Raw genomic sequence first — 12,338 nt, forward strand, 5'->3', positions numbered from 1 at the left:
TCAGCGCGCCAGGAAGGCGAGTCGGTAGACGCCGCCGAAGTTCGGGTTGTCGGTGCTGGGGCGCCAGCGGGTGTCCTGCCAGGCCATCAGCTGCGCGGGGCGCAGCGCGCGCAGGCCGGTGTCGCCGGGGTCGCGGCGGCCGGTGTGGTACGCGATGTAGGGGCCCATCCAGACCATCAGGTGCTGGTCGTCGCCGAAGTCGTAGAACAGCAGGTCGCCGGCTTCGGCCTGGGCGAGGTTGCGGCTGACGAAGCGGGTGTTTTCCTGCACCAGCTCGAGCGCGCCGACGAACGCGGCGCGGCTGCCGTCGGCGCGGCGCCAGGCGTGGCGCAGGGCCTGCGCCGGTGCCGGGTCCAGCTCCGGCGGCAGGCGGCGGCCGAGCAGGCCCATGTTGCGCTTCCAGGCCAGGTCGTGCTCGCGCAGCGCCTCGGCCACCGCGAAGCGCACCAGGCCGGCACAGTCGCGGTGGGTCCAGCGCGGCGTCGGGCCCTGTTCGAGCTGGGCATGGATCAGCACCAGCAGCCAGTCGCGGAAGCGGCGGCTCTGTTCGCGGTCGAGCGCCGGCGCGGTGTCGGCGGCCGCTGCAGCCTGACACGCAAAAGGCGCGGCCATGGCGGCCGTCGCCGCGGCGGCCATCACCAGGGCCTGGCGGCGCGTGCTGGCGTTCATCGTGCGGCCGCCTTCAGTGGCTGCCAGTCCAGCGCCTGCCAGCCCTGCGCATCGGCCGCGCCCTGCGGCAGCGCGCGCACCGCGGGCAGCTTGCCGAACGAGGCCAGGCGCGGCAGCAGCTGGTTCTCGGCGGCCTGGCGGAAGCCGGCCTGCTGCACGGGGATGACGCCCAGCGCCTCGCGCTTGAGCAGCTCGGCCACCTGGCCGGGCGCCACCAGCGCCAACGTGGCGGCGGGGTCGCCGCCCAGCGTCTCGGCCAGGCTGGGGTAGCGGCGCGCGATCGCGGCCTGGGCCTGGTCGACCAGCTCGGCGTCGGGCGAGAACAGCCACCAGTCGCCGGCGCGGGCGAAGCGGGCCAGGTAGGCCGAGGATTCGCCTTCGCGCATGGCGCCATAGGGTGCGCTGATCTTCGCGCGCGTGCCGGGGCCGGCGCCATCGGCTTCCTCGGCCTCGGTGGGCAGCCACCACTTCGAGAAGTTCTCCAGCACCGCCGGCGCCGGCAGCGGGCCCTTGGCATGCGCCACCAGCAGCGGCGTGTGCAGCTGCGAGCGCTCGTACCAGCAGATGGCGGCCGGGCCGTCGAAGGCCTCGGCCATCGCGGCGAGGGCGCTGCGTTGCGCGGCCAGCGCCGCGGCATCGGGCGCGGAAGCACCGGAGGCCGGCGTGGCCGGCACCGCCGCGCTGTCGGACAGCACCGCCTTGGCGCGCGCCCAGTCCACCGGCAGCAGCGCGCAGGCCGCGGCGGGGGCCGGCAGCGCCGGCCAGGGCGCGGTGCCGGCGGGCGCGCCGGCGCTGCGGCGCACGAAGCTGCGCAGGCTCTGGCCGCCGGGCGTCACTTCCACACGCAGCGCCTGCAGCGACGGGAAGAAGTGCTGGTAGCCGAACGAGAGCATCGGACCACCGGCCACCAGCGTGTGCGCCGGGCCGGGCGTGCCGCTCAGGCCGACGTGCTGGCGCCACAGCGCCTGCGCGCCGCTGTCGCCGGACAGCAGCTGGTCCAGCACCTGCGCGGCCTGCGCATCGGGCTGGCGCGCGCTGTCGAACAGCAGCCCGGGGTCGGACAGCACGACGACGCGGTTGCCGCGCGAGGCGATCGCCAGCGTGCGGCGCGACGACAGCTGCAGCGCATAGACCGGCTGCGACGAGAAGCTCAGCGGCGAGGTCTTGATCTCGCCGATCAGCGTGAGCTGCTTGTCCTTGGCCGCCACTGCCGCCAGGCCCTGCAGCGCCTTGGCCACGGTGCCGCGCGTCATCGCCATCGCCCAGTACCGCGGCGCACCCTTGCCGTCGGTCCACAGCGCCACTTCGGACGGCTCGTCCAGCGCCAGCGCAAGCAGGTTGTCGGCCAGCGTGGTCTCATGCTCGAACGCGATGCGGCGCAGCGCGCCGGTCAGGCCCAGGCGGTCCTCGTGTTCCTCGTAATAGAACGCAAAGTCCTCGGTGAGCAGCTCGCGCAGCACCGGGGCCTTGACCAGGTCGCGCGGCAGCGCCGACAGCGAAGGCGTGGCCAGGTAGGCCGCCGGCTGGCGCAGGTCCACCCCCAGCGCGTTGATGCGCCCCTCGAACCGGTTCCACTGCCAGGCCACGGTGGCCACGGCCGCCACGCCTGCCAGCGCCAGCACGCCCAGGCCGATGATCCATTTGCGGTTCACGCCGCTCTCCTCCTGCCGCCCCACGGCCGCGGCACTCTAACGCAGCCGGGTGGCGGCCACGATGTCAGGAATCGGCTTTCCAGACGAATTTGCCATCGGGCCGGATGTAGCCCGACATGCGCCCGGCGCCGACGAAGGCCAGGCCGTTGCCGAAAGGCCGCGCGAAGCTGAACTGCGGCTCGATCACCATGCGGCCCTGCTTGTCGATGTAGCCGTGCTTGCCGCCGACCTTCACCACCGCCAGCCCCTGGCTGAAGGGCCAGACGCGCTCGGCCTCGGGTGCCAGCACCAGCTTGCCGTGCTTGTCCAGGAACTGCGGGCGGCCGTTGTCCTTGACCAGCGCGAGGCCGTCGGACACGTCCTCGGCCGACTCGTACTTCGCCGGGATCACCAGCGCGCCGGTCTTGTCGATGTAGCCGTACTTGCCGTCGATCCACACGCGGGCCAGGCCTTCCTTGAAGTCCGAGGCCTGGGCGTAGCGCGGCGGCACCACCAGCTGGCCCGTCACGCTCATGAAGCCCTGCTGGCGGCCGGCCCAGACGCGCACCATGCCGTCGCTGGCGATGCCGACGAAGTCGACGCCGGGCGGCGTGATGTCGCGGCCCCGGGCGTCGAACACGCGGTGCGTGCGGTCCGGGCCCTGGCGCGCCTCGGCGCGCACCAGGCCGCCGCCGGGGGCCAGCAGCTTGTCGTGCTGCGCCGGCACCACCAGCTTGCCGCTGCGGTCGATGGCGCCGTACTTCATCGCGCCCCAGGCATCGGCGATGCCCACCACCGCCAGGCCGTCGACGAAGGGCTGCGCGTCATCGAAGGCCGGCGCGATGACCAGCTGGCGCTTCGGGTCGGCATAGCCCCAGCGCAGCTTGCCGCTGCCGTCCTTGCCGCGCATCGGCACCAGGCCGTCGGCAAAGGGCTGGCTCAGCTCGTCCTGCGGCTCGATCACCAGCTTGCCGTCGCCGTCGGCATAGGCGGTGCGGTAGCCCTTGCGCAGCATGATGTAGGGCTGGCCCAGGCGCAGCTCGCTGTACTCCGGCGGCAGCACCACCTGGCCTTCGAGGTTGATCAGCCCGTGCAGGTCGCCCTGGCGGATCGGGAACAGCGGCGGCAGCGGCTGACCCTGGGCCACGCCGCCCCAGGCGCCGGGCAGCAGCGTGGACACCAGCAGCGCGGCGCGGGCGCACCAGCCGGCGGCGGGGAGGGCAAGGCGTTTCATCGAGGGCGGCCTTTCTGGGCAGGATGCGTTCAGCCAGCCACTGTGCCGCGCCGCGGTTTCAGGGCGGCTGCGGCAGCCGCCGACGGCATGTTTCGTTTGTAGCCGCGGCGTGCTGAACCGCGCTCGTGGCCGGGCAGCCGGCGCGGGTCAAGGGGCGCGCGGCACCCGCACCGCAAAGGTGGCGCTTGCCTTGGCCACCACCTCGCCCGCAGCGGTCAGCTCCGCCTCGAGCATGGCCACCGCGCGCCCCTGTCGCAGGCAGTGGCTGCGGCACTCGATGGTGCTGCCGCGCACCGGCCGCAGGAAGGTGATGTGGGCGTCGATGGTGGCCCCGGTCTCGCCGGGCGCCAGCAGGGAGTACAGCGCCGCGCCCATGCCGGTATCGGCCAGCGTGAACAGCACCCCACCGTGGACCGCGCCGTGCGCGTTGCGGTGGCTGTCGCCGACCTGCAGCGTGACCAGGCTGGCGCCCTCGCCGTGCGTCACGAGCGTGGCGCCGATGGACTCCGTGAACGGCAGACGCATGCCATCGACCTTTCCGGCGATCAGGGTTTGGCCGTGCGACGACGGGTCGGCTGCGAGGCAGCCGGCCGGGCCCGAGCGCCGTCACCGAAGACCTGCGCCTTGACCTTGAAGAGCGCGGCCTCGTACTCGCTGCGGCATTTGCGCAAGCGCTCGGCCGGCCCGGTGACGGACAGCCCCAGCACCTCTTCGCCGATGCGGCCGGCCACGGCCATCGCGGCCACGCCTTCGGTGCCTTCGCCGTCGACCCAGGCGTAACCGCGCTGGCGCGTCGCCTCGATCGAGCGCAGCAGCTGCTGCGGATCGGTCACGGTGTTCGGCGTCAGCGCTTTCAGGGGCCTTCTGGCGAGGATCTCGGCCGCGTCCGCGGGGTCCAGCTCGGCCAGCAGGGCCTGGCCCAGGGCGGTGGCATGCAGGCCGATGCGCGTGCCGGCGGCGGTGATGTAGCGCAGCGCATGCCGCCCTTCGCAGATGCCCAGCACCTCCACGTGGTGGTGGCCCAGCACGCCGCACAGCGCCGATTCGCCTGTCAGGTCGACGAGCAGTTCGACCGCCTCGCGGCCCGCCGTGGCCACCGGGTTGTTGCTCGCGATCGCGTTGGCCAAGGTGCTGAGCTGCGGCGTCGGGTAGAAGCGCCGGCTGCGCGCCGTGCGCATCAGGTAGCCGGCCTCCTGCAGCGTGTACAGCAGGTCGACGCAGCTGCTCTCGGGCAGGTCGAGCAGCTTGGCGATCTCGGCGTTCGACAGTTCGCGGCGCTCTCGGGCGAAGGCCTCGAAGAGCAGCATGGTGCGGGCGGCGGCAGGCACGAAGGCGGGCATGGTTGTCTGGGAAGCCGGGCGGTGGGCCGGTGCATTGTCTCAATCGCCGCTGCATCCCCCCAGGCCGCGCAGGCGTGCCAGGGCGGCCGCGGCCTGCGCGACCAGCGCCTGGACGATGGCGGCCAGCGATTGCGGTCGATCGGCAAACGCGATGGCCGGCCCCATCGACAGCAGGCCGGCCTCGGGATCGCCGCCGATGTAGGCCCGCTCGCGACCGGTGCGCCCGAGCACGCGGTCACCGAACTCGGGGTAGTGGCGGGCGCCGGCGGCCTCCATCTCGGCCACCTCGCGGGCGGTGGCGTTGTCCAGCACGCGCCAGGGATGACCGGTGCCGCGCAGCCGCATCACCGAGTCGTCCGCCCCGGCCGCCAGCAGGCGCCGTCGCACGGCCGCATGCACGGGCACCTCGGCACCGACCAGGAAGCGGGTGCCGATGAGCACACCCTCGCAGCCCAGCGCCAGCGCCGAGGCGATCTGGCGCCCGTGGCCCACGCCACCGCCCAGGGCCAGCGGCACCTGCAGCTGCTCCAGGGCCAGGCTGCACAGCAGGTGCGAGGACAGCTCGTTCATGCCCGGGTGGCCGCCGGCCTCGGGGCCGACCAGGGCAATGGCGTCGGCGCCATGCTGCTGCGCCTTCAGCGCATGGGCCACGGTCGTGCACTTGTGCACCAGCACGCCACCGGCCGCGTGGATGCGGTCGAACAGCGGCCAGGGCGCGGGGCCGACGGTCTCGAAGTGCCGCACGCCGTGCGCCAGCGCCACGTCCAGCTGCTGTGCCACGTCGGCCTCGAAGTCCATGCGCCGCGACAGCGTGAGGTTGACGCCGAAGGCGGCGTCACCACAGGCCTGGCGGCAGCGCGCGAGCTGGGCCTCGAAGGCGGGCAAGCCGTCGAAGGAGCGCGGCGTCATGAAGGCCATGCAGCCGGCGCGGACCAGCGCCGACACGTAGTCGGCGTCGGACAGCCACATCAGGCCCCCGCCGAGGATCGGCACGCGCATGCCGAACAGCGCCGTCAGGCGCGTGTGCCAGCGCATGGTCACAGCATGTAGAAGCCGCCGCTGATGCCGATGCTCTGCCCGGTGATGTACGCGGCCCGATCGCTGGCCAGCAGGCACACCATCGGCGCGACGTCCTCGGGCCGCGACAGCCGCTTCAGGCCCTTGGCGATGGGGTAGGCGCCCAGCATCCTGCCCAGCAGCTCGTTGTTCTCGGGCGTGGCCTCGGGCGACAGCGGGCCGGCCTTGATGCCCTCGTGCGACACGGCACCCAAGGCCACGGTGTTGACGTTGATGCAGTCGCGGCCATGCTCCTGCGCGATGGCCTTGGCAAAGCCCAGCATCGCCGCCTTGGCGCCGCTGTAGACCGCCAGGCGCGCCTCGCCACCGCGGCCGGCCTCGGACATGATGTTGACGATCTTGCCCCAGCGCCGCTCCTTCATGCCCGGCAGCACCGCGTGGCAGCAGTGCAGCATGCCGTTCACGTTGAGCGCCAGGATCTTCTGCCAATCGTCGGCGTCGGTCTCCAGGAACAGCGGCGCCATGCCGCCCTTGCTGCGCCGCTCCACCGTGACGCCGGCGTTGTTGACCAGGATGTCGATCGGCCCCAGCGCCGCCACGGCGCCGGCGATGGCGGCGTCGATGCGGGCCTTGTCGGTGATGTCGGCGGGCGCCGCGTGGCCCTGGCCGCCGGCGGCGCGGATCTCGGCCACCACGGCGTCGGCGCGCTCGGCGAAGAAGTCGTTCACGGCCACGGCGCAGCCTTCCTCGGCCAGCTGCAGCGCGATGCGGCGGCCCACGCCCTGGCCACCGCCGGTGATGAAGGCCACGCGGCCCTTGAGGTTCAGATCCATGGGGTCACTGTCCTTTGAAGAGGGGGGGACGTTTGTCGATGAAGGCCTGCATGCCTTCGCGGCGGTCTTCGCTGGTGACGACGATGGCCGCAGCGAAGCGTTCGTACTCCAGGCCGGCCTCGATGCCGACCTGCTGGCCGAGGTCGATGGCCTGCTTGATGTAGCGCAGCGACAGCGGCGCATTCGCCGCCATGCGCCCGGCCATGGCCAGCGCGCTGTCCAGCAGCTCGGCCGCGGGCACCACCTGCGTCACCAGGCCGATGCGCAGCGCCAGCTCGGCATCGATGTGGTCGCAGGTCAGCATCAGCTGCTTGGCCCAGGCCGTGCCCACGATGCGCGGCAGCCGCTGCGTGCCGCCGGCGGCCGGCAGCGCGCCGATCTTCGCTTCGGGCAGGCCCAGCTTCGCGTGCGGCGCGCACAGGCGCACGTCGGCGCACAGCGCCAGTTCCAGCCCGCCGCCCAGCGCCACGCCGTTGAGGGCCGCGATCACCGGCTTCTCGAAGCACTCGATGGCCCGGAACAGCTCGTGCGTGGCGCGCTGGCGCAGGTGGAACTCGGGCAGGGTCAGGTTCTGGCTCACGCGCTCCTTGATGTCGGCGCCGGCGCAGAAGGCCTTGTCGCCCGCGCCGGTGAGGACCACCACGCGCACCGACGCATCCTCGCGGGCACGCTCGGTGAAGGCGTGGCGCAGCTCGTCCTTCATCGGGCCGCCCAGCGTGTTCATGCGCTCGGGCCGGTTCAGCGTGATGACGGCGACCGGGCCGCGCAGTTCGTAGCGCAGGGTTTCGTAGTCCGTGCTCATGAGCGCTTCACTCCTTGTGCAGAACGTGGGCCACGGCCATCGTGCCCAGGCCGATCATGTGGGCCAGGCCGGTGCGCGCGCCGGGCTGCTGGCGGCCGGTGGCCTCGCCGCGCAGCTGGCGCACGATCTCGGCCACCTGGCCGATGCCCGTGGGCCCCAGCGGGTGCCCCATGCCGATCAGCCCGCCCGAGGCGTTGACGGCGCAACGCCCGCCGATGGCCCACTCGCCACGGGCCAGTGCGCCGGCCGCGTCGCCCGGGGCGCAGGCGCCGATGGCTTCGCCATAGACCAGCTCCTCGATGCTGAAGGCGTCGTGCAGCTCGATCAGGTCCAGCGCGTCGGCCCGCAGGCCGGCCTGCTGCAACGCGGCCTGCGCCGATTGGCGAACGAGCTCGACGATGGGCGGCACGCCCTGCGGAATGTCCTCGGCCAGGCGTTCGCTGCTGCTGACCGAGGCCAGCACGCGCACCGCGCGAGCGCGGTCCAGGCCCAGGCGCTCGAGCCCGGCTTCGTTGGCGACGATGGCGGCCGCCGCCCCTTCGCCGCGCGGGGTGCACATCATGCTGGTCAGCGCACCGGCGATGCGCGGCGAGCCCAGCACCTGTTCCAGCGTGCGCGGCTTGCGGAACTGGGCATAGGGGTTCAGTGCCGCGTTGCCATGGTTCTTGACGGCCACCCGCGCCAGGTCGGCTTCGGTGAGCCCGTGGTCCTGCATCAGCCGGCGTGCCAGCAGCGCGAACTTCACCAGCGGGACGTGGGCCGTGGGCGACAGGGGCTGCAACCCGTCCTTGCTGGCGGCGCGGCGCCCGTCGCCGAACTTGTCCACGCCGAGCGCCAGCGCCACGTCGTGCTCGCCGGCGGCCACCTGCAGGCAGGCGGTGCGGAACGCGCTGCTGCCCGAGGCCGAGGCGTTCTCGACCTGCATCACCTCGAAGCCGGTGCTGCCCAGGTGGCGCAGCATCACGCGGCCGGCGGCCATGCCGATGGCGGCCGTGCCCACCACGGCCAGCGGCACCTGCGGCCAGCCGAGCCGCGCGTCGGCCAGCGCTTCGCGCACAGCGGTCAGGCCGAGCTGGACATACGGCGTGTCGGTGGGGAACTGGTAGCGGTGCATCCCGATGCCCACCACGTAGACCGGGTTGCGCTGCAGGACGCTCATCGGGCGCCTCCCTGCAAAGGCGCGAAGCGCCAGGGGCTGGCGCCACCGGCTTCGCCGAGGTGCACCGGCTCCACCACCGCACCCGTCGCGACGTCGGATTCACTGGCCACCTGCAGCAGCGCTTCCTCGACGACACCGGGCGCCAGTTCGATCTCGCCGACGACGCAGGGCACCGGCAGGCCCGGGACCAGTTCGGCATGCACGGTGACCGCGTTGCGCAGGATCGCCGGCCCGGGCGGGGCCTTGGCCTGCAGCTGCTGGCGGGGTGCGCCGCAGGCGCGGCAGCCCCAGCTCTCGGCCGGGAAGTTCCAGGCGCCGCAGGCCTGGCAGTGGCCCAGCATCAGCTGGGGTGTCTCAGGGGATGACATCGGGGTCTCCGTTGAACAGCTCAGGAAATCAGGTCGCTCATGTTGCGCGTTATGGCGCGAGCCTGGTCGTATTCGGTGCGCAGCCGGGCCACCAGCTCGGCCACGGCGGGCACGTCGTGCACGCCGGAGCAGGAATGGCCCGCGCTCCAGATGTCGGCCCAGCGCGCGGGCTGCGGTCCGCTGGCGTCGGCGCCGAAGCGCTCGCGTGCCTGCTCGGGGCTCAGGTGTTCGGGCAACTGCTTCAGGTCCAGCCCGGCGGCTTCGAGCGAGCCGCGCAGCCAGCTGGCCGGCAGGCCGGTGAGCGCGCGCGTGAGCACGATGTCGTCCATCGACGCGTCCACCACCATCTGGCGGTAGGCCTGCGCCGCCAGGCTCTCCCGCGTGGCGATGAAGCGCGTGCCCATGTAGCCCAGCGTGCAGCCCAGCGTGCGCGCGGCCCACAGCGAGGCGCCGTCGCTGAGCCCGCCGGCGAGCACGATCGGCCCGTCGTAGAAGGCCCGGACGGCCCGCACGAAGGCGAAGGGGTTGGCCCAGCCGGTCTTGCCGCCGGCACCGGCGGTCAGCAGCACCAGGCCGTCCACGCCCGCCTGCAGCGCCTTCTCGGCGTGGCGCACGCTCGCGACGTCGGCCAGCACCGCGATGCCGGCGTCCTTCAGCTGCGGCATCAGCGCCGCCGGTGAGCCGACGCTGGTGATCACCACCTGCGTGCGATGCGCTGCGAAGCGCTCGACGGCGTCGCGCAGCTGCGCCGGGTCGCGGCGCATGATCAGGTTCGGGCAGTAGGGGCCATAGGGCCGGCCCTCCGCCAGCGCGACATCACGTTCGCGATCCAGCCGCTGCAACCAGCCTTCCAGCTCGTCCAGCGTGCGGGCATTGGGCGTCGGAAAGGCACCTACGATGCCGGCCCGGCAGGCGGCCGACACCAGCTCGATGCCGGAGATGCGCAGCATCGGCGCCGCGATCAGCGGCAGCTGCAGCCCGGACAGGAAGGGCAGCTTGGCGCTCATCCCAGCGTGGCGCCGGAGCGGCGCACGACTTCGGCCCACTTGGCCTGCTCGGCGGCGACGAACTGCGCCAGGCTCTTGTCGCGCACATCCAGCAGCGGTTTGCTGCCGGTGCTGGTGAAGGGGCTGGTCACGTCCTTCTCGCGCAGCACCGCGGCCACGGCATCGCCGATGCGCTTGGTGACCTCGGGCGGCGTGCCCGCCGGCACGACGATGCTGGACCAGGCGGCGGACACGGCGTTCGGGTAGCCCGCCTGCCCGATGGTCGGCAGCTCGGGCATCAGCTCCAGCCGTTCGGTGTGCATGACCGCCAGGGCCCGCAGCTTGCCGGACTGGATGTGCGGCAGCAGCGGCGTGACGTAGTCGAACATCAGGTCCAGCCGGCCGCCCAGCATGTCCTGCAGCGCCGGCGAGGTGCCCTTGTACGGCACGTGCGTCAGCTTGGTGCCGCTTTCGGTCTGGAACAGCTCCGCGGTGAGGTGCGTGCCGGTGCCCGCGCCGGCCGAGCCGTAGTTCAGCTGCCCCGGCTTGGCCTTGGCCTCGCGCACGAGATCGGCCACGGTCTTCCACGGCCGCACGCTCTCCACCACCAGGATCGTGGGCGACACGAACATGCCGTGGATGTGGGTGAAGTCCTTCAGCGGGTCGTACTTCAGGTTCTTGTACAGCGCCAGGTTGGCGGCCATCGTGCCTTGCGTGCCGTACAGCCAGGTGTAGCCATCGGCCGGCGCCCGCGCCACCTGTTCGGTGCCCAGCGAGCCACCGGCGCCAGGCCGGTTGTCGATCAGCACCTGCTGGCCCAGCAGGTCGCTCAGGCGCTTGCCGATCGCCCGCGCCGAGGTGTCGGTGATGCCGCCCGGCGGGAACGGAATGACCCAGGTGATGGGATTGGCCGGCCAGCTTTGCGCACGGGCCAGGGGGGCGATGGCCAGCAGGGCAGCCAGGGCCGAAAAGTCTCGACGTTGCATGGAAAGTCTCCGTTCTGGGCGGTCGGGTCTAGGGTTCTCACGGGACTGCTGTAGTTCGAGATATCGCAGTACAGTACGACTAATCGTAGACGATGTGCGCGATTCCGCAACTCCGCGTTTGTGCGGAGGCCCGATCACCGAACCCGGAGAACGACCGATGAGCCTCGACCTCGACGAGACCCAACTGCTGCTGCGCGACAACGTGCGCCGCTTTCTGCAGACCGAAGTGGTGCCGCTGGTGCAGCGCCACGAGGCGGCGCGCACCTTCCCCTTCCAGCTGATGCCCAAGCTGGCCGAGCTGGGCTTCCTGGGCGGCACGCTGCCGGAGGACCAGGGCGGCCAGGGCATCGACCACCCGACCTGGGCGGTGATGATGGAAGAGCTGGGCTACCACTGGCTGAGCCTGCGCACGATGGTCAACATCACCAACGGCAGCATCCACCGCCTCGCCACGCAGGGCACGCCCGAGCAGAAGCGGCGCTACCTGACACCCATGATGCGCGGCGAGCTGCGTACCTGCTCGGGCCTGACCGAGCCCAACGTCGGCAGCAACATCGCCGGCATCCAGATGCGCGCGGAGCTGCAAGGCGACGAATGGGTGCTCAACGGCCGCAAGCTGTGGATCACCAACGGGGCCGACGCGGAGGTGGCGCTGATCATCGCCCGCAGCTTCAGCCCCACCTGCAATGGCAAGCTCTCGTGCTTCATCGTCGACCGGCGCGAGACCCCTTACGACGTGCGCAAGCTCGACACCATGGTGCTGCGCTGCACCGGCACGGCCGAGCTGGGCTTCAGCGATGTGCGGATCCCGAAGGAGAACCTGGTCGGCGTGGAGGGCGAGGCCCTGAGCGCCACGCTGAAGGGCCTGGACGCGGCGCGCGTGAACATCGCGATGGGCGCGGTGGGCGCGGCGCAGGCGGCGCTGGACCTGTCGATCGCGCACGTCAAGCAGCGCCAGCAGTTCGGCCGGCCGATCGGCAGCTTCCAGCTGGTGCAGAAGCACATCGTGGACATGACGGTGCGCGTGGAAGCCGCGCGGGCGCTGGGCATGCGGGCCGCACATGCGCTGAAGGCCGGCAAGGACGTGCGACAGGCCTGCAGCATTGCCAAGCTCTATGCCACCGAGGCCGCGCACGAGGTGGCCAGCATGGCGGTGCAGGTGCACGGCGGCCTGGGCTACAGCGAGGACTATCCCGTCGAGCGCATCTTCCGCGACACCCGCGGCGGCATGATTCCCGAAGGGACGACCGAGATCCAGACGCTGATCGTGGGGCGCGAGATCCTCGGCATCAACGCCATTGCCTGAGACATCG

Annotated in this window: 13 protein-coding genes; 1 reads left to right on the forward strand and 12 read right to left on the reverse strand. The window is 72.2% G+C overall.

Annotation, left to right across the window (positions count from 1 at the left end):
- The 12 genes from ACILR4_RS03695 to ACILR4_RS03750 all read right to left on the reverse strand — a co-directional run bounded on the left by ACILR4_RS03695 (position 1) and on the right by ACILR4_RS03750 (position 11,025).
- A complete protein-coding gene (locus ACILR4_RS03695; protein WP_395699474.1) occupies positions 1-669 on the reverse strand; it encodes a DUF1175 family protein in 669 nt (222 codons plus the stop codon).
- The gene (locus ACILR4_RS03700; RefSeq protein ID WP_395699475.1) at positions 666-2,321 is read right to left on the reverse strand and encodes a DUF2138 family protein; all 1,656 of its coding nucleotides are present in this window, start codon (positions 2,319-2,321) and stop codon (positions 666-668) included. Before ACILR4_RS03700 ends, ACILR4_RS03695 begins: the two co-directional genes overlap by 4 nt.
- 64 nt (positions 2,322-2,385) lie before the next feature.
- Positions 2,386-3,534: a WG repeat-containing protein gene (locus ACILR4_RS03705; protein ID WP_395699476.1), complete on the reverse strand. Its 1,149-nt coding sequence runs from the start codon at positions 3,532-3,534 to the stop codon at positions 2,386-2,388.
- A gap of 147 nt (positions 3,535-3,681) precedes the next feature.
- Entirely contained in the window at positions 3,682-4,059 is a 378-nt protein-coding gene (locus tag ACILR4_RS03710) for a PaaI family thioesterase (protein WP_395699477.1), read from the reverse strand.
- Between the two features lie 20 nt (positions 4,060-4,079).
- Positions 4,080-4,874, reverse strand: a complete 795-nt coding sequence (locus ACILR4_RS03715) for an IclR family transcriptional regulator (protein WP_395699478.1) — start codon at positions 4,872-4,874, stop codon at positions 4,080-4,082.
- Positions 4,875-4,913: 39 nt separating this feature from the next.
- On the reverse strand, positions 4,914-5,909 hold the full coding sequence (locus ACILR4_RS03720; RefSeq protein WP_395699479.1) for an NAD(P)H-dependent flavin oxidoreductase: 996 nt from the start codon (positions 5,907-5,909) through the stop codon (positions 4,914-4,916).
- Positions 5,910-5,911: 2 nt separating this feature from the next.
- Complete coding sequence (locus ACILR4_RS03725) at positions 5,912-6,724, reverse strand: SDR family NAD(P)-dependent oxidoreductase (RefSeq protein ID WP_395699480.1); 813 nt, start codon at positions 6,722-6,724, stop codon at positions 5,912-5,914.
- A gap of 4 nt (positions 6,725-6,728) precedes the next feature.
- Positions 6,729-7,526 carry an enoyl-CoA hydratase/isomerase family protein gene (locus ACILR4_RS03730; protein WP_395699481.1) on the reverse strand — a complete coding sequence of 266 codons (798 nt, stop codon included), beginning with the start codon at positions 7,524-7,526 and terminating at the stop codon, positions 6,729-6,731.
- Positions 7,527-7,533: 7 nt separating this feature from the next.
- Positions 7,534-8,685 carry a thiolase family protein gene (locus tag ACILR4_RS03735; protein ID WP_395699482.1) on the reverse strand — a complete coding sequence of 384 codons (1,152 nt, stop codon included), beginning with the start codon at positions 8,683-8,685 and terminating at the stop codon, positions 7,534-7,536.
- The gene (locus tag ACILR4_RS03740; protein WP_395699483.1) at positions 8,682-9,053 is read right to left on the reverse strand and encodes a hypothetical protein; all 372 of its coding nucleotides are present in this window, start codon (positions 9,051-9,053) and stop codon (positions 8,682-8,684) included. The genes ACILR4_RS03735 and ACILR4_RS03740 overlap by 4 nt, the downstream gene beginning before the upstream one ends.
- A 20-nt stretch (positions 9,054-9,073) precedes the next feature.
- Complete coding sequence (locus ACILR4_RS03745; RefSeq protein WP_395699484.1) at positions 9,074-10,060, reverse strand: NAD(P)H-dependent flavin oxidoreductase; 987 nt, start codon at positions 10,058-10,060, stop codon at positions 9,074-9,076.
- On the reverse strand, positions 10,057-11,025 hold the full coding sequence (locus ACILR4_RS03750; RefSeq protein ID WP_395699485.1) for a Bug family tripartite tricarboxylate transporter substrate binding protein: 969 nt from the start codon (positions 11,023-11,025) through the stop codon (positions 10,057-10,059). The genes ACILR4_RS03745 and ACILR4_RS03750 overlap by 4 nt, the downstream gene beginning before the upstream one ends.
- A 157-nt stretch (positions 11,026-11,182) precedes the next feature.
- Between ACILR4_RS03750 and ACILR4_RS03755 the strand changes: the two genes are divergently transcribed.
- Positions 11,183-12,331, forward strand: a complete 1,149-nt coding sequence (locus tag ACILR4_RS03755) for an acyl-CoA dehydrogenase family protein (RefSeq protein ID WP_395699486.1) — start codon at positions 11,183-11,185, stop codon at positions 12,329-12,331.
- Positions 12,332-12,338 lie beyond the last annotated feature (7 nt).

It is taken from the genome of Aquabacterium sp. (genome assembly GCF_044226965.1).
GTDB lineage: Bacteria > Pseudomonadota > Gammaproteobacteria > Burkholderiales > Burkholderiaceae_C > Pseudaquabacterium.